Here is a 24,252-nt window from a genome sequence, read left to right as displayed (position 1 = left end):
GTCCGACGGCGCGATCACTCCCCCGGAGTCTCCTCCGCCGCAGAATCATGGAGCTGCTCGGGCTCGAGGGCGACCGCCTCGGCGCCGCCGGCGAGTAGGGCCACAAATCCGGCCTCGTCGAGGATCCGCAGCCCGAGGTCCCGAGCCTTGGTCTCCTTCGTCCCGGCGTTCTCCCCGACCACCACGAAGTCGGTCTTCTTCGAGACCGAGCCGGAGGCCTTCCCGCCCCGGGAGATGATCGCCTCCTTCGCCCCGTCGCGCGTGAATCCCTCGAGGCCGCCGGTGACCACCACGGTCAGGCCCTCGAGGGTCCTCACGAATCCCTCGGCGACCTCATCGGCCATCCGCACGCCCGAGTTCGCCCAGCCGTCGACCAGCTCGCGATGCCAGTCCACGGCGAACCATTCGACGACTGCCTCGGCGATGATCCCGCCGACCCCGTCGGTGTCCGAGAGCTGCTCGACGCTCGCCGCCCGGATCGCCTCCATCGAGCCGTAGGCCGTGGCGAGGGACCGCGCGGCCGCAGGTCCCACATGGCGGATCGAGAGCGCGACCAGCACCCGCCACAGCGGCTGCTCCTTCGCCTTCTCGAGCTCGTTCATCAGCGTCTCGGTGGACTTCAGCACTGCCGGCTGCTTCTGCTGCTTCCAGAGCGCCTCGCGCTTGTAATGGCGGAACTGGGGGCGGGACCAGAAGGCGGGCTGGATCCTCCAATCGCCGGTCGGCTCCCCGTCCCGGCGCTCCGGCTGCCAGACGTACACGTCCTGCAGGGCTGCGGGGGTGAGGTCGAAGAGGTCGGAGCCGGTGGTGATCACGGGCTGCTGGAGGGCGGGCAGCAGCGGATCGTCGACCGCGGTGATCCGCAGCAGCGGCACTCCGTCGGTGCCGTCGGTGACCTCACCGTTCTTGATCACCACGAAGTTGTGCTGCTCGGTGTCCGCGGCATCGCGGATCGGCAGGTGGACGGCATGCCCTGCGGCGAGCGCGGCGAGTGCCTCACCACGGCGCTTGTCGGGATCGGTCAGCGCGATCGCGCTCTCCTCGCCGAGCGACTCGATGTCGAAGGCCCCGCGGGAGCCTGCGTGCTCGACCCTGCCGGCGACCTGGGCGGGGCAGTCCTTCTGATTGGGGCAGCGCCAGTCCTTGTCCCCCTCCTTCTCGGGGCGGATCTCGGTGCCGCAGGCCGGGCAGTGGGTGGGCATCACGAAGAGGCGCTCGCTGCCATCTCGCAGTGACTCGACCGGGCCGAGGATCTCGGGGATCACGTCTCCTGCCTTGCGCAGGATGATGGTGTCGCCGATCAGCACCCCCTTGCGCTCGACGTCGAACTGGTTGTGCAGCGTCGCCTTCTCGACGGTCGATCCCGCCACGGTGACCGGCTCCATCACGCCGAACGGCGTCACCCTGCCGGTACGGCCCACCTGCACCTGGATGTCCAGCAGCTTGGTGGTGACCTCCTCGGGCGGGTACTTGAAAGCCGTCGCCCAGCGCGGGGCACGGGAGGTGGAGCCCAGTGCGCGCTGCTGGGCGAAGGTATCGATCTTGACGACGATCCCGTCGATCTCGTGCTCGACGTCGTGGCGGTGCTCGCCGTGGTGCTCGACGTAGCTGACCACCTCATCGATCGACTCGGTGACGGCCATGTAGCGGCTGGTGGGCAGCCCCCACGAGGCGAGCAGCTCGTACATCTCGCTCTGAGAGGCCACCGGCGGGTCCGGCCAGGCCCCGAGCCCGTGCACCGTGAGCCTCAGCGCGGCCAGCCTGGCCTCCCCGGCCTCTCGCTCCAGGCCGTCCTTCTTCTCCAGCTGCTGGCGCAGTCCGCCGGCAGCTGTGTTCCGCGGATTGGCGAAGCTGGGGAACCGCCGGGTGGCGGCGAGCAGCTCGCGCTGCTCATCGAAGGGCCGACGGCCGCTGGCCTGCCGGGATTCCCAGCGGGTGCGGGACTCCTCGACGGCGCGCTCGCGCAGCTCGAGCTGGAACTCGTTCAGGCGCGTGAAGTCCTCCGTGGGCATGAACACCTCGCCGCGCACCTCGACCAGCGCCGGATGGCCGGTGCCCTCGAGCCGCTGCGGGATCTGGACGATGCGCAGAGCATTTGCGGTGACGTCTTCGCCGGTGCGCCCGTCGCCGCGGGTCGCCGCGGTGATCAGCTCGCCGTGCTCGTAGCGGAGGTTGATGGCGAGTCCGTCGATCTTGAGCTCGGTGAGATAACGGGCCTGTCCACCGAGCTCCGCGGCGGCGTGCGTGCACCACTCCCGCAGCTCGTCGATCGAGAACACGTTGTCCAGGCTCTGCATCCGCTCGGCATGGTCGATCGTGGGCAGGCCCGCGGCGGCGGCCCCGCCGACGGTGCGGGTGGGAGAATCCTCGGCCGCCAGCTGCGGATTCGCCTCCTCGAGCGAGCGCAGCTCCTGCTCGAGCCGGTCGTACTCGGCATCGGCCATGGTGGGCGAATCATGCTCGTAGTAGTCCGCGCGCGCCTGCTCGATCTGCGCGGTGAGAGAGGCGATGCGCTGCTGCGCGGTCTCATCGGCGGTGCGGGGTCCTTGCTCGTTCGTGGTCACCAGAACATTGTGACGCACGGGTGCGACTGTCAGGCTCAGGCGGCCAGGCGCTCCGCCCAGGACGGTGCGACCCGCAGCAACGCCTCGAGAGCCGGTTCGTAGAGCAGGGTCGATGCCTCCGGCTGTGCGGAGGGGTCGACCAGACCGCTGTGCATCGCATGGGAGGCTCCCGTATGGGCGATCACGGCGACCCCCGCGGCATCGGCGTCGCTGTGGCCCAGGCGTCGCCAGGTCTCGAACATCATCTCCAGCTCGGGGCCGAGCAGCCCGCCGGGCCGAGGGTCGACGACCAGTTCGAAGGCGCAGCCGTCATCGCAGGCTTCCGCGATGCCCTCCCAGAGGGCGCGGCCCTCGGGGGTGGTCAGTGCGGGAAGTCGGCGCGGGGCGATCGCCATCCGGCGTGCACCGGCGTCGCGGGCGGCGCGCAGCAGCGAGATGTCAGCGCCGGCCCCGAGGGTGACGGAGCTCGCGTCCAGACCGTATTCCTCGAGCGCGACGAACAAGCAGCGCCAGAGCACCCCGATCTCCGGGGCCGGGATCGGCGCGTAGCGACGTCGGCCGGAGGGGGTCGGGATCCGGCCCTGATGAACCGCCGCCACAGCATCCTCGCGCAGCAGCACGTGCAGCTGCGCGCCGGGGACCCGGTCGTGCAGCGAGGTCAGATGGTCGACCAGCCCTTCGGCCAGCAGCATCGGCAGGTCACGCACGGCCCCGGGGTCGCCCAGGGTCCGCTCCCCCGACTGCAGGAAGGTGGCGCCGGAGAGGGTGGCCGGGCCCAGCGCGGTCGTCATCAGCGGACCCTCATAGCCCAGCAGCGCGATGCGTGCCGCATCGAGCATCCGCTCTCTCAGCTCGCGAGCATGCTGCCAGGCTCGTCCGGTGCCGGAGCCCAGGCGCCAGCCGTAGCTGACGAGATCGCCGGTGGTCTCGGCGAGCAGGGCCAGGCTTGCCGGCAGCAGGTGGTCGGTCTCGTCACGGCCGAGGGCCGAGGGCAGGTAGAGCCGGGTCGCGATCTGCTCCTCGAGGTCATCACCGAGCAGGGCGCGCAGGCGCATCAGCGCCGCGAGCGGCGGGTCGGCCGGAAGTTCGAGCCGATCAGCCTGCTCGGCGGTGGGAGCACGGTAGGTGCCGTCTCCGGTGAGGGTGACCAGGGGCTTCATCGGCGGCGCTCCAGGGTGGCGGCGGCGAGGACTCGGTCCCCGTCATAGAGGACGAGGGTCTGTCCGGGGGCGACGCCGCGGATCGGGGTGCTGAGCCGCACCCGCAGGCCGGTGCCCGTCGCAGGGGTCTCGAGGACCTCGGCGGGGGTCGCCTCGCCGTGGGCACGGATCTGGGCATGGACCTGGCGTCCCACCTCGAGCGGCTCGAAGGAGACCACGTCGGTCGCGAGCAGCTCTCGCGTGGACAGCAGCTCGCCGGCTCCGATCACCACCTGGCGGGAGGCGGGGTCGATGTCCACTACGTAGCGGGGAGCGCCGTCGGGTGCGGGCTGCTGGATCCCCAGACCCTTGCGCTGTCCGATCGTGAAGCCGTGGGTGCCGCGGTGGGCGCCGAGCACCTTCCCCTGATCATCGAGGACCTCACCGGGTGCCTCTCCCAGATGGCGCTCGAGGAAGCCGCGGGTGTCCCCGTCGGCGACGAAGCAGATGTCGTAGCTGTCGGGCTTGGTGGAGACGCCGAGCCCGCGGGCTCGGGCCTCTGCTCGCACCTCGGCCTTGGTCTCGTACTCGCCGAGGGGGAACAGGGAGCGGCCCACGGCCTCCGGTCCCATCACCGCCAACACATAGGACTGGTCTTTCGCCATATTGCGCGAGCGGTGCAGGGACGGCGCACCGTCCGGGCCGTCGGTGCGGATCGAGGCGTAGTGGCCCGTGCACACGGCATCGAAGCCCAGCAGGGTGGCGCGCTCCATGAGTGAAGCGAACTTGATCCGCTCGTTGCAGCGCACGCAGGGGTTCGGGGTGCGGCCTGCCGCGTATTCGGACAGGAAATCCTCGACCACCAGGTCGTGGAAGTCATCGGAGAGGTCCCAGACGTAGTACGGGATGCCGATGCGATCGGCGGCACGGCGGGCGTCCGAGGCATCCTCCACCGTGCAGCAGCCGCGGGAGCCGGTGCGGGTCTGGTCGCGGTTCTTCGACAGCGCCATGTGCACGCCGACCACCTCGTGCCCGGCCTCGGCGGCGCGCGCCGCGGCGACCGCGGAATCCACCCCGCCGCTCATCGCTGCCAGCACCTTCACCCCGTCCACCTTCCCTCGTCCGATTCTCCAGTCTACGGAGACGAGGCTGTTCGGCCGAGGGGTGGGGAACGTGATGTTCGCCCCGGATCGCGCGTCGGAGATGGCGTCGGGGCAACGCCGGAGGCGGCGTCGCAGGCAGCGTCGGGGGCAACGCCGGAACCAGACCGTGCCGGCAGCGGCTGGTGCCCTCAGCCCATCAGCGCGCCGACGGCGCGGGCCCTGGTGAGAGCTTCGGGAAGCGCTGCCAGCAGGATCTCGATATCTCGCTCAGTGCTGGTCCAGCCCAAGGAGAGGCGCAGCGCACCGCGCGCCTGCTGATCGGTGACGCCCATCGCAGCGAGCACCGGGCTGGCCTGGGTCACCCCGGCGGAGCAGGCGGAGCCCGCCGCTGAGTCCACGCCGCGCTCATCGAGCAGGAACAGCAGGGAGTCCGAGTCCGCGCCGGGGAACACCACATGCACGATGTGGCCCGACTGCGGGGTGCCGTCGGCGAGGGTGAAGCGGGCCTGCGGATCGATCGCGCGGATTCCTGCCCGCAGCGTTCCCGCCAGCGCCCGCAGCCGCGCGGACTGCTCCTCGCGCTCGGTGAGGGCCTCTCCCAGAGCTGCCGCGAAGGCGGCGGTGTGAGCCGCGTCCAGCGTTCCCGAGCGCACGCCCCGCTGCTGCCCGCCGCCGGTGCTGAACGCAGCGAAGGGCACTCCGGGCCTGGCCACCAGCACCCCCACCCCCACGGGCGCGCCGAGCTTGTGCCCGGACAGGGACATCAGATCCACGTCGTCCCAGCTCGGCAGCGGGACGTGTCCTGCTGCCTGCACCGCATCGGTGTGCACCAGGGTGCCGTGCTCCCGGGCGGCCGCGGCGAGTGCGGCGAGGTCCTGCAGCGCGCCGGTCTCATTGTTGACCAGGGCTGCGCTGACCACGCCCACAGCACCATCGGCCAGCGCCTCGGCGACGCCCTGGGCACGCAGAGCACCCTGGTGGTCCACCGGGAGCTCGCGCACCTCGATCCCGGGATCGCCGGCGGTCAGGGAGCGTGCCGTGGCGAGCACGGCGGGATGGTCGGTCGCGGCGACGGCGACCGCGGTACGTGCCGGATCCTTCTGCTGGGCGCCGAGGCCGACGGAGCGGATCGCGAGATTGTCCGCCTCGGTGCCGCCGGAGGTCATGATCAGCCAGCTGCGAGGCACGTCGAGTAGCGCGGCGATCCGGGCCAGGGACTCGTCGAGCACACCGCGCGCCCGTCGGCCCGAGGCGTGCACGGAGGAGGGGTTGCCCCGCACCGCGGAGGCCTCGAGGAAGGCGTCCCGGGCTGCGGGGCGCAGCACCGTGGTCGCGGCGTGGTCGAGGTAGGCGCGCTCCTCCGTCCCGAGGGTCACCATGGCTTCACCGGATCGTCCTGCGAGCCGCCGGGCTCTTCCTCGCCGTCCCCGCCCTGCGCATCGCGATTGCGTTCCTCGAGCTCGTCGTCCTTCTGGTCCTCCTCCGAGTTGCCGCTGGTGGGCGCCTCCTCCTCGGGGCCGTCCCCTTCGGGGTCCTCACGGGAGGGATCGCCGGGATCCGTCTGTCCCGGCGACCCGCGCTGCTCCTCGCCGCGTGCGTCGGGGTCGTTGCCGGCCTCTTCATCGGCCTCGCGCCGCTTCTCCTCGACGCGTTCGCCGTTGCCCTCGGTGGTCTCGGAGTCCTCGTTCCCGGCTCCTCCGCCGCCCTGGCCCTCGCCCTCGCCCTCGCCGCCCCCGCCTCCGCCGGCGCAGGGCGCGAGCAGCTCCTCAGCCTCGAAAAGTCGATCAGCGCGCTGCTGCGGGTCCTCGAGCAGATCGGCCTGGCGCTCGATCGAGATCGCGAGGTTGTTGAGGATCTTGCACTGGGCGTGCATCGGCGAGTTCAGGTCGCTGTGACCATTCCATTCCTCCAGGGCCTGGCGCAGCTCCTCCTCGGCGGCGGCGTCCTCGCCCTGCTGCAGCAGGGCGGTGCCCTGGGACAGATGAGGCAGATACGGCTCGAACCAGTTGGCGAACTCCACCGGTCCCAGGCGCTCGATGGCCGCGGGATAGTCCCCGTCCTCGTAGGCGCTCAGAGAGGTCGCCTGGGTGATCGGCATGGAGACGAACTTGACCGTCAACAGGGCCAGCGCCAGGATCAGCGGGGAGAGGATCGCGAACACGATGATGCGGGTCAGGCGCAGCCGCTTCACGTTCAGACCGAAGTCCTTGGGGCTGCCGCTCTGGTCCTGCGCGAGCGTGGTCCCGGGACCACCGGTGGCTGCCGTGCCCGCAGCCTCCGCGCTGCGGGGATGCTCTGCCAGTGGTGTGCTCATCGCTGCGCTCCTGAGATGTCGTAGCGGTCGAGCCGGCGGGGCAGCCGGTAGGTCATCTCGCCGAGCTCCCAGATCAGCAGGGCGGCCAGCGGGATCGCGGCCACCCAGTACCAGTCCTCGAAGCTCGCGACCCCCCGTGTGGACTCGATCGGGATCGGCCGGAGGGTGATCCCCTCCATCGTGCCCTCGATCGGTGCTGCCGGGTCCGTGCGGTGCAGGTACGGCACTCCGATCTCTCCGGCGATCGTCTGCAGCTGCTGCTCGTCGATGCTCGAGATGCCCTGCTGGCCATCCGGTCCGGTGATGTATTCGCCGTGGTCCTGGCCGCCTTCGGCCTTCATGGGCCCGCCCTCGGGGGTGCCATAGCCGAGCACCGCCCCGCCGTCCACGAAGCCCGCGGCCTGGCTGAAGGACTCGGAGTCGCGTTCGTCGGTGTTCTCCCCGTCGGAGAGGAAGTACACCAGCACGCTCGAGTCGGGATCCTCGGACCGGGCCTCGGAGATCTCCACCAGCAGCGGGGTCAGCGCACGGTCGACGTTCGACCCCGTCGAATAGGAGGTGGGCTCGGTGGTCAGGGTGTCGATCCACGCGCGGGCGGCACCGGCATCCGTGGTCAGCGGCAGCTGCTGGGTGGCCGTGGAGTCGAAGGCGATGATCGAGTACCTCGCGCCCTCGGTGAGGCCCATGATCTGCTCCATATCCGCCTTCACCCCCTCCAGCCGCGGCTGCTCGCCCGCATAGTCCTCGGCGTTCATCGAGCCGGTGCGATCCACCACGAAGAACACGTTCGCGTTCATCCGCTGGGTCTGCTCACCCTCGATCGGGGTGACCGGGCGCAGCGCGACCACCAGCAGCAGCAGGACCATCAGCAGGCGGCGCAGCCAGGCGGTGCGCTGGCGCGGCCGCCGCACCAGCAGCACTGTGCACAGGACCAGCATCACGCCGAACAGGGGGATCGTCGCCCACAGCGGCATCAGGTGCTCGAAATACATCAGCGGGCCCTCCATCCCAGGATCAGGATCCCGACGAGCGAGAGGAAGGTGAGGACGAATCCGAGCGCGGGATGGTCCGTGCGGACCACGGTCGGGGTCGCCCCCAGCACCTCCGCCTGCGTCTTCTGGATCTGGTTGATGATCGAGGGGATGGCCTCCGGGTCCGAGGACTCGTACAGCTCGCCGTCCTGGTCCTCGGTGGCCGTCTCCAGCTCCTCGAAGCACTGGGGACCGCACTCGTAGGCCCCGGGGTAGAAGGTGTACAGATCGATGTCACGTGAGGCGACCCTCTCGGTCGCCTCGTCGAGGGTGAAGATCGGCTCGCCGTTGACCTCGTTGTCCGTCGCGAAGATGATCGAGCGGGATCGATCCTGCTCCGCCTGGTCGAAGACCTGCGCGCAGGAGGCGAGGCCGTCCGGGACGATCGACGCCTCATCGGCGATCCCTCGGGTGCCGTCGACGAAGTCCACGTACTGACGCACCTTGTCGTCGGAGTAGTCCTGAGTGCCCAGGCGGTAGCCGAACTCGTCGAAGTCGATCGCCTCGGCCCCGGCCTCGAGCTCACGCTTGATCAGGTCGTAGTCATTGGTCAGCGGGAACACGGTGCGACTGGTCGAGTTGAAGATCGACAGCGCCACCCGCTCCCCCTCGAAGCCGTCCACCATCTCGGCGAAGGTCGAGAGGATCTCGGTGTCGTACTCATACATCGACCCCGAGACGTCCAGGCACAGCACGATGTCCCGCGACGAGAACTCCGGGGTCTCGATCCGCTCGCTCGCGATCCGCCCGGACAGCAGCGACGCCGCGATCACGGCGAACACCGCGATCCCCACCTGGAGCACGCGCACCACCCGGGCCGTGCGCTGCGCCCGCACGAAGCTCGGGATCCGATCCATGTACTGCGAATTCGCCACCAGCACCGGGGAGCGGCGCATCGCGCGCCGGTTCCAGAAGGTGATCGCCCAGACAGCGATCGCTGCCAGCAGCAGCAGCGCGGTGACCCACCAGAAGATCATGACCACGCGCGGATCACCTCCCGCGCGCGACGCACGGATTCGCGCAGGTCGCGGTCCGAGGACATCGCGAAGTCCGGCTCGTACAGGTCGGCGATGAGCTCGCCGACCGCGCGGGTGCGCTGATCGGCCAGCAGGGTCGCCAGATCCTGGCTGGTGACGTCGTGCCCAGTCGTGCGCCGCACGAAGCGGCGCATCACACCGGTGAGCTCGTGATGGCCGTCCCGCGCCTCGAGCTCGCCCGCCTCATGGCGATCGGCGATGTCGTTCACGGCGCGCAGGAACTCCGCCTTCAGGGTCTCGACGTCGCTGGGGCGGCGACGGTAGGCGATGCGCTTCTCGATCGCCCGCGTGATCTTCAGGGTGCCCACGATCAGCGCCGTGATCACCAGGACGCACAGCACCGCGAGGATCACCCAGGCGATCGAGTACTGCGGAGGGGCGATGATCTCCGGGGGCGCGGGTTCGGCCAGCAGCACGCCGGCGACCAGCTCAGGAACGGCCATGGCGATACTCCCTCGACCGCAGCAGCGAGACCATGTCGTCCACCACGGTGCTCTCCCCCTGCGTGAGCATGTGGCTGATGTGCAGGCGGTCCAGCATCTCCTCGATGCCCTCGTTGCGCGCCTGCCGGTACGCCGCGACGTCATGGGCGACCCGTTTCGAGGTGCGTGCCATGGCGCCGATCTCACGGGGCGAGTCCACGTCGATCACATCGTGGTCCAGCGCGGCGCCCTGCAGCGGGTCCGCATCGGCGATGCGGATCACGATCAGATCGTGGCGCGTCTTCAGTCGCCGCAGCAGTGTGAAGTCCTCGACGGTGGGGTGGGCCTCGTCGGTGATGATCGTCATCAGGGTCGAGTGCGTGGTGACCCGGAAGGCGCGTTCGAGCAGCCAGGAGGTGTTCGCGGCACCGGCCGCCGTGGTGGTCGCCTGCTGCGCGGTGCGCAGCAGCAGCTCGAGATGCCCATCGCTCGAGCGGGAGGGCAGCTGGATCGGGCGGCTCTCCTGACCCGCGACCATTCCCACCAGATCGCCGTTCTTCTGGGCCAGGAAGCAGACCATCCCGGCGGCCATGATCATCGCGTCCCGCTTGGAGCTGCCGTCGGCGGCGGTGGCCGCCATCGCCGCGGAGGTGTCGACGACGATCGAGAGATGGCGCACCCGCTCCTCGTTGAACTGCCGGATCAGCGGCTCTCCCGAGCGGGCGGTGGCCTTCCAGTCGATATCGGAGATCTTGTCGCCGGGCTGGTAGTACTTCAGGTCGTCGAAGTCCTCGCCGCTGCCCTTGAACAGCGACCGCCCCCGGCCCTGGATGAGTCCACGTGCCCGGTTCGAGGTGTGCAGATCCACCCGTGCCTTGACACGGGTCAGCAGCGACGTGGCCATCGAGTCGTCCGGTCCCCCTCAGTCGTTCTCGGTCGTTCTCAGTCGTCTGGGCCGCTCAGGGCATCGGCACGGCGTGGAACACCGCGTCGATGATCTGTTCCGGCTTGATGCCGCTGGCGAGTGCGTCGAAGGTGAGCACCAGGCGGTGGCGCAGCACCCCGTGCCGCATCGCCCGCACGTCATCAGGGGTGACGTAGTCGCGTCCGTTGAGCAGCGCGTGCGCCTGGCCCACCTTCATCAGCGCGAGCGAGCCGCGAGGGCTGGCCCCGACCCGCACGGACTGGGTGAGGTTCGGGACCGGGCGCGGGCCGGATCCTCGGGTGGTGAAGATCAGATCGATGATGTACCGCTTGACCGCGGGATCGACGTACACCTGATCCACCATCTCCTGGAGGAAGCGGACGTCCTGGAGGGTCACGGTGCCCACCGCCTCGCGCGGGCCGGTGAGGCTCCCGGCGGTCGAGCGGTCGAGGATCTCATGCTCCTCGGCCGGTCGCGGGTAGGTCAGGATCTCCTTCATCAGGAAGCGGTCCATCTGCGCCTCGGGGAGGACATAGGTGCCCTCCTCCTCGATCGGGTTCTGGGTCGCGAGCACCATGAACGGCTCCGGCAGGCGGTACACCTCGCCACCGATGGAGGTCTGCCGCTCCTGCATCGCCTCCAGCATCGCGGACTGCGTCTTGGCGCTCGAGCGGTTGATCTCGTCCAGCAGCACCACGTTCGCGTGCACGGGGCCCAGCTGAGTGGTGAAGGTCCCCGTGCCCGAGGAGTAGATCTGGGTGCCGATGATGTCATTGGGCATCAGGTCGGGGGTGCACTGGATGCGCGCGAAGGAGCCGGTGATCGAGGAGGCCAGGGCGCTCGCGGCGGTGGTCTTGGCCAGACCCGGCACGGACTCCAGCAGCACGTGCCCTCCCGCCGCCAGGGCGGCGATCAGCGTCGTGCGCAGGTTCTCCTGGCCCACCACGCGGGAGTGGAAGACCCCGGAGATGGTGGAGATGATCGCTCCGGCGCGCTCGAGGTCGCCGGGCGCGATGGCAGCGCTCGAGGGCGCGAACCCGCCGGGCCGCTGCGCGGCCCCCGGCGCAGGCCGGCCCGGTCCCGAGGCACCCGAGGCAGAGGACTCCGACAGTCCGGGCGGCGGACCCGGCACCATGGGACGCGCCTGATTCCCGGCGTGCTGGCTGGGTGGATTGCTCATGCGCTGCGGCTCCCCCGTCATGCGTTCGACTCGTGCGACTGGTACTGCTCATGCTCGGCGACCACGACCCGAGGCCCTGCTCCTCCCCCGAGGAGGCCGGAGGCCGGACCGGTCGCGGCCATGCTGAGGACCCGCCGGCCGCCGGCAGCGGATCACGGATCACCTCGCCGATCCTAGCGGCACCGGTCACCCCGGGTGCGAGTCGGTCTCGTCCCGGGCGTCGGTGGTGGGACAATGCCATGGTGCAAGCAGACCACTTCGATCGCGCGACACCCCCCGTCGCCCCCACCTCACCGGGGCTGCTGGTGGACGCGCAGGGTCGGGGCACCTTCGCCGTCGCGGCTCCGAGGGCGGAATCGATCGACCTCTGCATCCGCCAGGGTTCCACCGAGCACCGTCAGCGGCTGCGGCACTTCGACGGAGGTCTGCGCTGGGACCGGGTCAGCGGGATGACGCCCGGCACCCGCTACGGGCTCCGCGTCGATGGGCCCTGGGATCCCGGCGCCGGGCTGCTGTGCAACCCTCGAAAGCTCCTGTTGGACCCCTGGGCCCGCGGGGTCTCGCACTCCTCGTCGCTGCTGAGCTCGTTCTTCCCCTTCGAGGTCGATGCGATGCTCGACCGAGTGGGTGAGACGCCGATCCGCAGCGAGGTCGACAACGGTGACGACGCGATCTGGTCCGTGGTCGTCGCCGACGACTTCGACTGGCAGGGGGATCTGCGCCCGCTCGTGGACTGGGACTCCACAGTGCTCTACGAGCTGCACGTCAAGGGGTTCACCCAGCTGCATCCCGAGCTCCCGCCCGAGCAGCGCGGCACCTATGCCGGGTTGGGCCATCCCGCGGTGACCAGCTACCTGCGCAGCCTCGGGGTGACCACCGTGGAGCTGCTCCCCCTGCACGCTGCGATGGACGAGCCGCACCTGACCCGGCTGGGTCTGACCAACTACTGGGGCTACTCGACCCTGTCGTACTTCGCCCCGGACCCCTCTCTCGCCACCCCGGCAGCCCAGCACGCCGGCGCCCAGGCGGTGCTCGACGAGGTCAAGACCATGGTGCGGAACCTGCACGCGGCCGGTTTCGAGGTCATCCTGGACGTGGTCTACAACCACACCGCCGAGGGCGGTGCCGATGGACCTGCGCTCTCGCTGCGCGGACTGGACAACCTCGAGTACTACTGGATCGACCACGGCACCTTCTTCGACGTCACCGGGACCGGCGGCACCCTGGACCCGCGCTCACGGCATGTGATGGACCTGATCCTCGCCTCGCTGCGCTACTGGGTGCAGGAGGTCCACGTAGACGGCTTCCGCTTCGATCTGGCGGCCACGCTGGGCCGGGACGACCACGGCTTCAACCCCGACCATCCGCTGCTGCGCGCGATCCTCACCGATCCCGTGCTGCGCGGCGTCAAGCTCATCGCCGAACCCTGGGACGTGGGCACCGGCGGCTGGCAGACCGGGAACTTCCCCGCCCCCTTCACGGAATGGAACGACGCCTTCCGCGATGACGTGCGTGCCTTCTGGCTCTCGGACCGGGCGATGCGCGAGCGCTCGGGCAATGACGCGATCGGCGGCATCCGCGACCTCGCCACCCGCCTGGCCGGTTCCTCCGACCTGCTCACCGGGCAGGATCCCCTCGAGCTCCCGGCCGGACGCAGCCTCCGCTCCCCCTGGGCATCGGTCAACTACGTCACCGCCCATGACGGCTTCACGCTGCGGGACCTCACCGTCTACGAGACCAAGCGCAATGAGGCCAACGGCGAGGACAACCGCGACGGCACCTCCGACAACCGCTCCTTCCATCACGGATATGAGGGGGAGGTCGGCTCGGGCATCGAGGGGGCGGCAGAGGTCGAGGAGGCACGGCGTCGCACCACCCGCAGCATCCTGGCCACACTGCTGCTGGCCTCGGGCACCCCGATGCTCACCGCCGGGGACGAGCGCTATCGCACCCAGCAGGGCAACAACAACGCCTACTGCCAGGACAACGAGATCTCCTGGATGGACTGGAGCCGCAGCCGCCGCAGCGACCAGCTGCGCGAGACCGTCTCCCGACTGCTGCAGCTGCGCGGCGAGCATCCGCAGCTGCGCGCGCCGCACTTCCTGCGCCCCGCCGACCCGGCGGCGCTCGATGCCGGGCAGGTCGCCTGGTTCGGTGCCGAGGGTCTGCCGATCGCGCACGAGGAGTGGATGGATCCCTCCCAGCACCTGCTCGCCATGCTGCGGCCGGCGATCCCGGGTCGGGAGGGTTCCGAGCACCTGCTCGTGATCCTCTCCACCGAGGCCGAGGAGGTCGCGCTGCGCCTGCCCAGGGCTCCCTGGCCGCAGGGCACCGCACGGATCCTCCTGGACACCGCCCTGGAGACCCCCGAGGGTCTTCCGCTCACACCGCTGGTGGAGCGGAGCGTCATGGTGGAGCCCGGCAGCGTGGTGGTCATCGGGATCAGCCCCGACGGCGCAGAGGGGACGCCCGAGCGGCTATCGTGAGGACCGTCACCGCGACCGTCGCAGAGCACCTCGTCAAGGACGAGAGCTCAGGCAGGAGAGGCCATGTCCGAGACCACTGACCGCACGGGGCTGGACGCCGGCATCGGCCGTATCCCGATCATGGCGGTGCAACCCGTCGTCGACGGCGGGAGGTACCCGGCACGCTGCGTCGAGGGCGAGACCGTCACGGTCAGCGCCAACACGTTCCGCGAGGGGCACGATGCGATGGGCGTGCAGCTCGTGCTGATCTCCCCCGAGGGGAAGGAGCAGCGACGCGCACTCGACCTCGTCGAACCCGGTCTGGACCGCTGGGAGACCTCCATCCGCCCCGAGCAGATCGGTCGCTGGAGCTTCCGGATCGAGGCGTATTCCGCACCGTTCAGCACCTGGGCGCACGTCGCCGAGGTGAAGATCCCGGCGGGGATGGACGTGGACCTGGTCTGCGCCGAGGGTGCGCTGGTGCTGCAGCGGGTGCTCGCCGAGATCGAGGACGGGAGCCGGCCTGCCGCCGACGGCCCGGTGCTCCGCGCCGCGCTGGAGAGCCTGCGCGCCCCCGGCCTGTCGGCCGCCGCGCGCGTCGCCCCGGCACTCGCCGCAGACCTGCGGGGCATCCTCACGGAGCGTCCGCTGCGCGAGGGGGTGACCGTCGCGGGACCGTTCCCGCTCGAGGTCCAGCGCCGTCGGGCCCTGTACGGCTCCTGGTACGAGTTCTTCCCCCGCTCGGAGGGAGCCCGCTTCGACCCCGAGCACGGCTGGACCTCCGGCACCTTCCGCACCGCGGCCGAGTCCCTGGACCGGATCGCCGAGATGGGCTTCGACGTCGCCTACCTGACGCCGATCCACCCGATCGGCTCGACCTTCCGCAAGGGCCGCAACAACACCCTCGACCCGCTGCCCGGAGACCCGGGCTCCCCCTACGCGATCGGTGCTGCGGAGGGCGGGCATGATGCGCTCCACCCTGAGCTGGGCACCATGGAGGACTTCGACGCCTTCATCTCCCGGGCGAAGGAGCTCGACCTCGAGGTCGCGATGGACATCGCACTGCAGTGCTCCCCGGATCATCCCTGGGTGAAGGAGCATCCTGAGTGGTTCACGGTGCAGGCGGACGGCACGATCGCCTATGCCGAGAACCCGCCGAAGAAGTACCAGGACATCTACCCGCTCAGCTTCGACACCGACTACGAGGGTCTCTACGCCGCGATCCGCGACATGCTCGAGCTGTGGGTGGCGCACGGGGTGACGCTGTTCCGGGTCGACAACCCCCACACCAAACCGGTGCGCTTCTGGGAAGAGCTCCTGGCCGAGTTCGCCCAGACGCATCCCGAGGTCATCTTCCTGGCCGAGGCCTTCACCCGGCCCACCATGATGCACACCCTGGGCAAGGTCGGCTTCCACCAGAGCTACACCTACTACACCTGGCGCGAGAGCGCCGAAGAGCTGCGCGAATACCTCGAGGAGCTGGTCGAGACCGCCCCCTTCATGCGGCCGAGCTTCTGGCCCACCACGCATGACATCCTCACCCCGTTCATGAGCGAGGGCGGTCGGCGGGCCTTCGTGCTGCGCGCCATCCTGGCCGCGACGCTGGTCCCGACCTGGGGCATCTACAGCGGCTATGAGCTCGTGGAGGACGTCCCCCGGCCCGGCGCCCAGGAGCAGATCGACAACGAGAAGTACGAGTTCAAGCCGCGCGACTACGCCGGCGCGCTGGCCCGGGGCGAGAGCCTCGAGCCGCTGCTGGGGACCCTGAACCGGATCCGCCGCGAGCACCCCTCGCTGCAGACCCTCACCACGATCCGCTTCCATGAGGCCGACGACGAACAGGTGCTGGTCTTTTCCAAGCACCTCGACGCCGCAGGCAGCGGGACCGGTGCCCCGGACACAGTGCTGGTGGTCTCGCTGACCGCGCACGACCGCGATGCCTGGACCACTCTGAGCCTGGATCTCGATGCGCTCGGGGTGGGCGAGAGCTTCGAGGTCGAAGATCTGCTGACCGGTGAACGGTTCCGCTGGGGACGCGATCCCTACGTGATCCTGAGCGCCGAAGACCGTCCCGCGCACGTCCTGCGGATCATCCACCCCGAGGAGAGCTGACATGTCCGACACTCCCGCCCGCGCTGACACTCCCGCCCGCGCTGCGACGCCGACGCCCCCTGATGCGGGAGCGGCGTCCCTCCCTACTCAGGGTTCCCGCTCCGCTCAGGGTTCCCGCTCCACGCCGGTGATGCCGCTGGGTGAGCATGAGCTGGGCGCCACCGCGACCGGCAGCTACCACGAGCCCCACTCGGTGCTCGGTGCCCACGAGTACGAGGGGGCGACCACTGTGCGCACCCTCAAGCCGCTCGCGCACGAGGTCTCGGTGCTGCTCCCGGACGGCGCCGTCCACGCCATGGAGCACGAGTACGACGGCATCTGGGTGGCGACCCTGCCGCTGCCCGAGCTGCCCTCCTACCGGATCCGGGTGACCTGGTCCGAGGGCACCGCCGCGGTGGACATCGAGGAGCCGTATCGCTTCCTGCCGACCGTCGGCGAGCTGGATCTGCACCTCATCCAGGAGGGTCGCCACGAGGAGCTGTGGCGCGCGCTGGGCTCGCATGTGCGCACCGTCGAGGAGGGCCCGGACACGATCGCGGGAACCTCCTTCACCGTCTGGGCCCCGAACGCGCGCGCCGTGCAGGTGGTGGGCTCGTTCAACGGCTGGGATGGTCGGATGCACGCGATGCGTTCGCTGGGCTCGGCCGGGGTGTGGGAGATCTTCATCCCCGGTGCCGGCGACGGCGAGACGTACAAGTATCGGATCCTCGGCGCCGACGGGACCTGGCGCGACAAGGCGGACCCGATGGCCCGCTTCGCGGAGGTGCCACCGGCCACCGGCTCCGTGATCACCACCAGCAGCTTCGAGTGGACCGACGAGCACTGGCTGGCCGAGCGCGCCGCCCATGATGCGGTCGCCTCGCGGATGTCCATCTACGAGGTGCATCTGGCCAGCTGGAGGCCGGGCCTGGGCTATCGGGAGCTGGCCGTCGAGCTGACCGACTATGTGCGCGACATGGGCTTCACCCATGTCGAGTTCATGCCGGTGGCCGAGCATCCCTTCGGAGGCTCCTGGGGATACCAGGTGACCGGGTACTACGCCCCCACCTCACGGCTGGGCACGCCTGATGAGCTGCGCCATCTGATCGACACCCTCCATGGAGCCGGCATCGGCGTGATCCTGGACTGGGTCCCGGCGCACTTCCCGAAGGACGAGTGGGCGCTGGGCCGTTTCGACGGCACACCGCTGTACGAGCATGCCGATCCACGTCGCGGGGAGCATCCGGACTGGGGCACCTACGTGTTCGACACCGGCCGCAATGAGGTGCGCAACTTCCTGGTCGCCAATGCGTGCTACTGGCTCGAGGAGTTCCATGTCGACGGCCTGCGGGTCGATGCCGTCGCCTCGATGCTGTACCGGGACTACTCCCGTGAGGAAGGGCAGTGGCTGCCCAACCACCACGGCGGCCGTGAGGATCTCGAGAACATCGCCTTCCTCCAGGAGACCACCGCCACCGCCTACAAGCGGGCCCCGGGCATCATGATGATCGCCGAGGAGTCCACCTCCTTCCCCGGTGTCACCCGCCCCACCGACACCGGCGGGCTCGGCTTCGGGTTCAAGTGGAACATGGGCTGGATGCACGACACCCTCGAGTACCTCGGGCAGGATCCCGTGCATCGCCAGTACCACCACGGCGAGCTGACCTTCTCGATGGTCTACCAGTACTCCGAGAACTTCGTGCTCCCGCTGAGCCATGACGAGGTCGTGCATGGCAAGGGGTCGCTGCTGCGCAAGGCTCCGGGCGATGACTGGCAGCAGGCGGCGAACCTGCGCGCCTATCTTGCCTTCCAGTGGTCGCATCCGGGCAAGCAGCTGGTGTTCATGGGCATCGAGTTCGCCCAGGGCACCGAGTGGTCGGAGCAGGCCGGACTGCCCTGGTGGCTGTTGGAGTACCCGTTGCACCGGGGTGTCCAGCAGCTGGTGAAGGATCTCAACGCCCTCCAGGCGGAGTTCCCCGCCTTCTACGAGCGCGACCAGGACCCGGGCGGCTTCGAATGGCTGATCGGTGACGATGCGAGCCACAACTCGCTGTCCTTCGTGCGTCGCGATCAGGCCGGCGATCCGGTGGTGGTGGTCCTGAACCTCTCGGCGGAGCCCTGGCACGAGTACCGGATCCCGTTGCCCGAGGGCGGGAGCTGGCTCGAGGTGCTGAACACCGACGCTCCGGTCTACGGCGGCGGCGGCGTAGGGAACCTCGGCCGGGTGCACGCGGAGCCGCTGCCGCAGCATGGCCGCGACTACTCGGTGCGGCTGTCGGTGCCGCCGCTGGGCGCGGTGGTGCTGGTCCCCGAACGGCTGCGGGCGGGCTGACCGCGCACCGCCGGGTCACACCGCCGGATCACTCCGCCAGATCACTCCGCCAGGTCCGCCCCGGCTGACTGCAGATGGACGATGCGCGGCCCGCTCCCCCGAGGGAACGGGCCGCGCATCGCGTGGGGCCGGGCATGTCAGAACAGACCTGTCAGAACAGACCTGTCAGAAGGGACCTGTCAGAACAGCAGGTTCGCCATGCGCTTGCGTGCCGGCGCCACCCGCGGGTCCTCTGCACCCGCCACCTCGAACAGCTCCAGCAGACGTGTCCGCACGATGTCCTTGGTCTCCTGATCGGCGCCGCGCAACAGGTCCAGCAGACGCGCGAAGGCGTCCTCCACATGACCACCGAGCATGTCGAGATCCGCGGTCAGCAGCTGGGCTCCCAGATCGGTGGGGCGCTGCGCAGATGCTTCCCGGGCTGCGGCGAGCTCGGTGCCCTGAGTGCGCCGCATCAGGTTCACCATCGCCAGGCCGGCCTTCGCCTCAGCATCTGCCGGCGCTTCCTGCAGCTGCTTCTGGTAAGCGGCCACGGCCGCGTCGAGATCGCCACGCTCGATCGCCGCATAGGCCTCGGCGATCAGCGGCGGCAGCGGCTCTTCGGCGGGAGCCTCTTGCGCGCCGTCGCCGGCGGGGATATCCATGCCCTGCTGGCGGGCCACTTCGAGCACCTGGGCGAGGAGATTGTCGATCTCTGCATCCGGGAGCACGGCCTGCACGATCGGCTGGATCTGGCCCATGATCAGCAGCAGCAGGGTGGGAAGCTGCTCGACGCGCAGCGCGGTGGCGACCCGCTGCTGGGTGTCGGCGTCGACGAGCGCGAGCCTGATCGCCCCGCCCCGCCCGTCGACCGAACGGCGCAGAGAGGCGAGGAACTGCTCTCCCTCGGGGACCCGCGAGCTGGTCACCAGCAGCAGGGTGGGCACCTGCTGGGAGTCCGTGATCAGCTGTTCGAGACCCTGCTCGGTGACAGCGACCTCGTGCGCCGACGGGGTGCCGGCACCGGGTGCTGCGCCGGCGGAGGCGGCGCCTCCGGCGGGCTGCTTCAGCGCTGCCAGATCGATGATTCCGTACGGATCGGTCACAGGTGTACTCCTTCGACGACTGCAGGACGGACCCAGTCTAGGGAGTCGTGCCGGGCATGCGCTGAGCCTGCCCGGTCACTTCCCGCTGGCATTCAGCGCGGTCTGCGTGGCGCCGATCGGCTGGACCTGTCCACCTGCGTCCTGAGACGGGATGTAGAGCGCGACATGGGTGCCGTACTCCCGGATGTACTCGGAGGTGAACTCCTTCTTCCCGATCACCTTGGTGTACTTGTTGTCCTCGGCGTAGCGCATCGTGGCGCCGTCCTTGATGGTGACCTTCCGGGTGGACATCAGCGTGCCCATCACGATCGCCCCGCCGTCATCGGTGCGCAGCCCGAGCAGCTCGCCGTCCTTGACGGTGTAGCTCTCCCGCACGGTCGCAGCCTCGTCCCACTCGACCCCGGCGTTGAGCTCGGAGCGCTCGGTCTGGATGCGCTCATGGGTGCCGGCCTGGAAAGGGTTGGGAGCGAGCAGGTCCTCGGCGTCGTCGGCATCGCCGCCGGTGAGCACCTTGGCGTAGAGCGCGAGCGCCTCGGCCGGAGTCATCACCAGGCCTTCGGTGTCCGCGGTGACCTGCTCCGCACCGATCAGCTCGTTGGCGACCACGGGCATCTCGATCCCCACGGCCTGCTGAGCCCAGCCCCAGGAGCTGTAGGGCGATTTCGCATCGGCCTGCTGCAGCGCCATGAAGTACGGGACCCCGTCCTCCGCCACCGAGTCCTGGACCAGCGCGATCGCGACCCGGGGGAACTCTGCGGTCACGGAGGTCATCGGGACGATCAGTTCGGTGCCGGGGACCTTGAGGTCCTCGGCCCACTCCTCTGCCTTGGCGATCATGGCGTAGGCGGCAGTGCGAAACTCGGCGGCGGATCCGGAGACACGCGGGGCGAGCAGCGCCGCGTCCCGCGCCTCATCGGCGGCGACCACTGCGGCATTGACCTCGGGCACGATGGTCGCGAACTGCTCCGTGGTCTGGACCGGAGCGGGCTCCTCTCGCGGCTCGCCGGTGGGCGGGGCCTCCGGCGGTGCGAGCTCGGCCGTGCAGGCGGCGAGGAGTCCGCTCGCCATGAGGGTTCCGGCACCGAGGAAGAGGCCGCGGCGACCGACGGATCGGCTGTTCATGGTGGTGTCCTTCGATGCAGGGTAGGGCAGGTCGTGGCGGCTCATCGGCGCTCCTCGTCATCGCCGAAGAGCCGGACCGGTCCGGCAGGATCCGAGTCGTCGTCCTCGGTGCCGGGCGTGCCGGGCGTTCCGAGCGACCAGACGCTCTCCTCCGGCACCGGATCCGTACCGGCGGTCTCGGTGCCTGCAGCCACGTCGTCAGCGGGTGCGGCGCCAGCGGCCGCGCCATCAGCAGGTGCGGCGTCAGCAGGTGCGGCGTCAGCAGGTGCGGCGTCAGCGGAGGTGAGGTCCGCGGAATCGACGTCGGGCTCGTCGGCGTCGGACTCATCGACGGTCGCAACAGCTTCGCTCCCGCCGGCTGCGGCACCGGCCAGGGCCGGAGCGGCCTGGTCCGCGACGCCGGGCTCCCCGTCCTCGACGCTCCAGTCCTCGTCCTCATCGCGTCGGCGGCCGCCGATCGAGACCACCAGCAGCACCAGCCCGATCACGGCGATCGCGGCGCCACCGGCGTAGGCGAAGGGCACCCATTCGTTCTCCGCGTCGACGGGCCAGGTGATGGAGACCTTGTCCGCGCCGGGGGCGGTGCCGTCGGTGACGATCAGCAGTGGCCGGTAGGCCTGCGCGTTCTCCCCATTCTCGCCCGCCCAGAAGTCCGCGACATCGATCGTGTAGGGGCTGGGCTTCGTCTCCACGGACCGCCAGAGGTCAGACGTGGTGGGATCGGTCAGCTCCGCGGCACCCTCGGGGTTGACCTCCTGGGTGCTCAGCGTGGTCCAGTCATCGGCGCCGGTGATCCGGGTGTAGCGGACGTCTTCGAGGTAGGCATCGATATCGCCGTTCGCAGCGGTGATGACCGAGACGTCAGAGGCGCCTTCGATGACGACCTTCCCCTCCTCGCCGCCCACATAGAGCACACCCGGGTCGATCACCACGGCAGAGCCGGGATCGTCGAAGGTTACCGTCGCGGTGGTCTCGGTCTCGGGCGCCCAGGTGGTCTCCCCCAGGCGGCCCAGCACGAGTCCGATGATTCCGATGAGGATCAACAGAACTGCCAGGGGTCGTTGCACGGTAGGAAGCTCCTTCGGGGTGGCCCGGGATCGGGACCGGTGCGGGGACCTGTTCACGATACGAGCGGCGCGGATCCCAGACCAGGCCCTAGTGAGCATCTGCACCTGGGTAAAGCCCTTCTCATGAACGTCTCATCGAACTCTCATCCTCCGGCCCGGGACCAGACCGCCACGGCCGGTGACGTACCCTGGATGGGTGCGTCTCGTCGTTGCCCGTTGCTCTGTCGACTACACCGGTCGGCTCACCGCCCATCTCCCGCTGGCCCCTCGGCTGCTGATCATCAAAGCCGATGGCAGCGTCCTCATCCATTCCGATGGGGGAAGCTACAAGCCCCTGAACTGGATGAGCCCTCCCTGCACGCTGTCGACCACGCGTCGCAGCGACGAGGAGGCTGCAGACGATCCCGAGGGCGGCTGGTTCGAGCAGTGGGACGTGGTCCACGGGAAGACGGGCGACCGGTTGCGGGTGCGGCTCCACGAGGTCTTCGAGGACTCCTCCCATGAGCTCGGCGTGGATCCCGGCCTGCAGAAGGACGGGGTCGAAGCCCATCTCCAGGCTCTGCTGGCGGACAACATCGAGACCTTGGGCACGGGCTGGTCCCTGGTGCGCCGCGAGTACTTCACCGCGATCGGCCCGGTGGACATCCTCGCCCGCGACCAGGACGGCGGTTCTGTCGCAATTGAGATCAAGCGACGGGGCGAGATCGACGGCGTCGAGCAGCTCACCCGCTATCTCGAGCTGCTCAATCGTGACCCGCTGCTGGCTCCGGTGCGCGGCATCTTCGCCGCCCAGGCGATCAAGCCGCAGGCCCGGGTGCTCGCCGGTGACCGCGGCATCGACTGCGTGACCCTCGACTACGACGCCCTGCGCGGCATCGACGACGCCGAATCCCGTCTGTTCTGACTGCCTCTGTTCTAGCAGTCTCTGTTCTGACCGTCGCTGTTTCGACCGTCTCTGTTTCGACCCTCTCTGTTCTGACCGTCGCGCCTGATCCGATGGCGCCGTCGGCATCCACCGCCTGACCAGGAGCGACCATGAGCACGTCCGAGCCTGAGCGGTCCCCCGCACTCACCGCCGATCTGGTCCTGCGCGGAACTGCCGTGCTCGAGCAGGGGCTGGTGCCGGACGCGCTGGTGCTGATCGGAGGAGGCGACATCCTCTGGGCCGGGCCCGCCGCACTGGCTCCGTGGCATGGGGCGACGAAGGTCCTCTCCCACGACGGCATCATCCTTCCCGGGCTGGTGGACCTGCACTGCCACGGCGGTGGCGGGGCGTCGTTCCCCGATGCGAGTGATCCTCGCGAGCTGCTCACTGCGGTGCACGAGCATCGTCGACATGGCACGACCAGCCTGGTCGCCTCTCTGGTGACCGCCGATGCGCAGACGCTGCGCTCTCGCGTCGCGGATCTCGCCCAGCTCGCCGCCGACGGCGAGATCGCGGCGATCCATCTCGAGGGCCCGTTCATCTCCGTCGCCCGGCGCGGGGCCCAGAATCCCGAGCACATCACCGGCGGCGATGCCGATCTGGTCCGCGAGCTCGCCCAGATCGCCGGCGGCGCTCTCGTCACCATGACGGTGGCCCCGGAAGCAGAAGACGCCGACGCGGTGATCGAGGCGCTGGCCGAGGTCGGGGCACTCCCCTCGCTCGGTCACACCGACGGCAGCAGCGCCCAGATGACACGGGCGATCGAACTCTCCCGCACCGAGCTGCGGCGGGAGCACGGTCGTTCCGCGCTGCCCACCGCGACCCATCTGTTCAACGGAATGCGTCCGATCCATCATCGGGATCCCGGCCCCGCACTCGCCGCTCTGGATGCCGCCGCGCGCGGGGAGCTGGTGGTCGAGGTGATCGCGGATGGCGTCCACCTCGATGCCCGCACCGTGGCCCACGTCTTCACGATCGCTCACGAGGACAGCGTGGCATTGGTGACCGACGCGATGGCGGCGGCCGGGATGCCGGACGGCCAGTACCGGCTCGGCGCGCTCGACGTCACGGTCGATGCGGGGGTGGCGACCCTCACCGGCGGCACGTCGATCGCCGGTGGCACTGCGCATCTGCTTGACGTGGTCCGCTTCGCGGTCACCGAAGCCGGGGTGGACCTGGTCCGCGCCGTGCGTGCGGCCTCCACAGTGCCGGCCACGGTGCTCGGCATGCAGGATCGGATCGGGATGCTGGCCGCAGGCCGCCGTGCCGATGTGGTGCTGGCAGATGCGCAGCTGAGGCCCATGACCGTGCTGCGTAGCGGCGAGACCGTGAGCGTCTGAGGCTCTGAGCGTCTGAGGCTCTGAACCTCTGCTCTGAGGCTCTGGGCCTCTGGGCCTCTGGCGAGCCTTAGGGAGCTCGCGTGCTAAGGCCTTAGGGCTCCAGAGCCGCA

General features: G+C 69.7%; 18 protein-coding genes. 5 read left to right on the top strand and 13 right to left on the bottom strand.

The genetic code is table 11. The features are described from left to right. Positions 1-14: 14 nt before the first annotated feature. The 10 genes from ACT3SQ_RS10695 to ACT3SQ_RS10650 all read right to left on the bottom strand — a co-directional run bounded on the left by ACT3SQ_RS10695 (position 15) and on the right by ACT3SQ_RS10650 (position 11,715). Positions 15-2,564, bottom strand: a complete 2,550-nt coding sequence (locus ACT3SQ_RS10695) for an NAD-dependent DNA ligase LigA (protein ID WP_441444799.1) — start codon at positions 2,562-2,564, stop codon at positions 15-17. A gap of 35 nt (positions 2,565-2,599) precedes the next feature. Further along, a complete protein-coding gene (locus tag ACT3SQ_RS10690) occupies positions 2,600-3,724 on the bottom strand; it encodes a hypothetical protein (protein WP_444601127.1) in 1,125 nt (374 codons plus the stop codon). Then, positions 3,721-4,806 (bottom strand): tRNA 2-thiouridine(34) synthase MnmA, encoded by a 1,086-nt coding sequence (mnmA, locus tag ACT3SQ_RS10685; RefSeq protein ID WP_441444797.1) that lies wholly within the window; start codon positions 4,804-4,806, stop codon positions 3,721-3,723. Before mnmA ends, ACT3SQ_RS10690 begins: the two co-directional genes overlap by 4 nt. 188 nt (positions 4,807-4,994) lie before the next feature. Further along, positions 4,995-6,185 carry a cysteine desulfurase family protein gene (locus tag ACT3SQ_RS10680; protein ID WP_441444796.1) on the bottom strand — a complete coding sequence of 397 codons (1,191 nt, stop codon included), beginning with the start codon at positions 6,183-6,185 and terminating at the stop codon, positions 4,995-4,997. Further along, positions 6,179-7,120, bottom strand: coding sequence for a hypothetical protein (locus ACT3SQ_RS10675; protein ID WP_441444795.1), 942 nt, complete (start codon positions 7,118-7,120; stop codon positions 6,179-6,181). Before ACT3SQ_RS10675 ends, ACT3SQ_RS10680 begins: the two co-directional genes overlap by 7 nt. Further along, the gene (locus tag ACT3SQ_RS10670; protein WP_441444794.1) at positions 7,117-8,112 is read right to left on the bottom strand and encodes a vWA domain-containing protein; all 996 of its coding nucleotides are present in this window, start codon (positions 8,110-8,112) and stop codon (positions 7,117-7,119) included. The genes ACT3SQ_RS10675 and ACT3SQ_RS10670 overlap by 4 nt, the downstream gene beginning before the upstream one ends. Next, positions 8,112-9,128 carry a vWA domain-containing protein gene (locus ACT3SQ_RS10665; protein WP_441444815.1) on the bottom strand — a complete coding sequence of 339 codons (1,017 nt, stop codon included), beginning with the start codon at positions 9,126-9,128 and terminating at the stop codon, positions 8,112-8,114. Before ACT3SQ_RS10665 ends, ACT3SQ_RS10670 begins: the two co-directional genes overlap by 1 nt. Further along, positions 9,125-9,631 carry a hypothetical protein gene (locus ACT3SQ_RS10660; protein WP_441444793.1) on the bottom strand — a complete coding sequence of 169 codons (507 nt, stop codon included), beginning with the start codon at positions 9,629-9,631 and terminating at the stop codon, positions 9,125-9,127. Before ACT3SQ_RS10660 ends, ACT3SQ_RS10665 begins: the two co-directional genes overlap by 4 nt. Next, the gene (locus ACT3SQ_RS10655) at positions 9,618-10,514 is read right to left on the bottom strand and encodes a DUF58 domain-containing protein (protein WP_441444792.1); all 897 of its coding nucleotides are present in this window, start codon (positions 10,512-10,514) and stop codon (positions 9,618-9,620) included. Before ACT3SQ_RS10655 ends, ACT3SQ_RS10660 begins: the two co-directional genes overlap by 14 nt. 55 nt (positions 10,515-10,569) lie before the next feature. Beyond that, entirely contained in the window at positions 10,570-11,715 is a 1,146-nt protein-coding gene (locus ACT3SQ_RS10650; RefSeq protein WP_442332481.1) for an AAA family ATPase, read from the bottom strand. Between the two features lie 239 nt (positions 11,716-11,954). On the opposite strand from ACT3SQ_RS10650, the gene glgX reads away from it, so the two are divergent. From glgX to glgB, 3 genes are all read left to right on the top strand, one after another. After that, complete coding sequence (gene glgX / locus ACT3SQ_RS10645) at positions 11,955-14,201, top strand: glycogen debranching protein GlgX (protein ID WP_441444790.1); 2,247 nt, start codon at positions 11,955-11,957, stop codon at positions 14,199-14,201. Between the two features lie 63 nt (positions 14,202-14,264). Next, positions 14,265-16,292 carry a maltotransferase domain-containing protein gene (locus ACT3SQ_RS10640; protein WP_441444789.1) on the top strand — a complete coding sequence of 676 codons (2,028 nt, stop codon included), beginning with the start codon at positions 14,265-14,267 and terminating at the stop codon, positions 16,290-16,292. Between the two features lie 130 nt (positions 16,293-16,422). Further along, a complete protein-coding gene (glgB, locus tag ACT3SQ_RS10635; protein WP_441444814.1) occupies positions 16,423-18,603 on the top strand; it encodes a 1,4-alpha-glucan branching protein GlgB in 2,181 nt (726 codons plus the stop codon). Between the two features lie 179 nt (positions 18,604-18,782). Here the strand turns inward: glgB and ACT3SQ_RS10630 are convergent, their stop codons facing one another. From ACT3SQ_RS10630 to ACT3SQ_RS10620, 3 genes are all read right to left on the bottom strand, one after another. Then, positions 18,783-19,688 (bottom strand): tetratricopeptide repeat protein, encoded by a 906-nt coding sequence (locus ACT3SQ_RS10630; protein WP_441444788.1) that lies wholly within the window; start codon positions 19,686-19,688, stop codon positions 18,783-18,785. Positions 19,689-19,763: 75 nt separating this feature from the next. Then, a complete protein-coding gene (locus ACT3SQ_RS10625; protein ID WP_441444787.1) occupies positions 19,764-20,855 on the bottom strand; it encodes a hypothetical protein in 1,092 nt (363 codons plus the stop codon). Then, positions 20,852-21,877: a hypothetical protein gene (locus ACT3SQ_RS10620; protein WP_444601126.1), complete on the bottom strand. Its 1,026-nt coding sequence runs from the start codon at positions 21,875-21,877 to the stop codon at positions 20,852-20,854. The genes ACT3SQ_RS10625 and ACT3SQ_RS10620 overlap by 4 nt, the downstream gene beginning before the upstream one ends. A 196-nt stretch (positions 21,878-22,073) precedes the next feature. Here ACT3SQ_RS10620 and nucS point away from each other — a divergent pair, with 196 nt between their 5' ends. Together nucS and ACT3SQ_RS10610 are read left to right on the top strand one after the other, a co-directional pair. Continuing rightward, positions 22,074-22,781, top strand: coding sequence for an endonuclease NucS (gene nucS / locus ACT3SQ_RS10615; protein WP_441444785.1), 708 nt, complete (start codon positions 22,074-22,076; stop codon positions 22,779-22,781). Positions 22,782-22,912: 131 nt separating this feature from the next. Further along, a complete protein-coding gene (locus ACT3SQ_RS10610) occupies positions 22,913-24,142 on the top strand; it encodes an N-acetylglucosamine-6-phosphate deacetylase (protein ID WP_442332091.1) in 1,230 nt (409 codons plus the stop codon). Positions 24,143-24,252: the final 110 nt, after the last annotated feature.

This window comes from Brachybacterium sp. AOP42-C2-15 (assembly GCF_052377065.1).
In the GTDB taxonomy this organism is placed as follows: domain Bacteria; phylum Actinomycetota; class Actinomycetes; order Actinomycetales; family Dermabacteraceae; genus Brachybacterium.
Note: the sequence above shows the minus strand (reverse complement) of the source record. Positions and strands in the feature narration are given on the sequence as shown.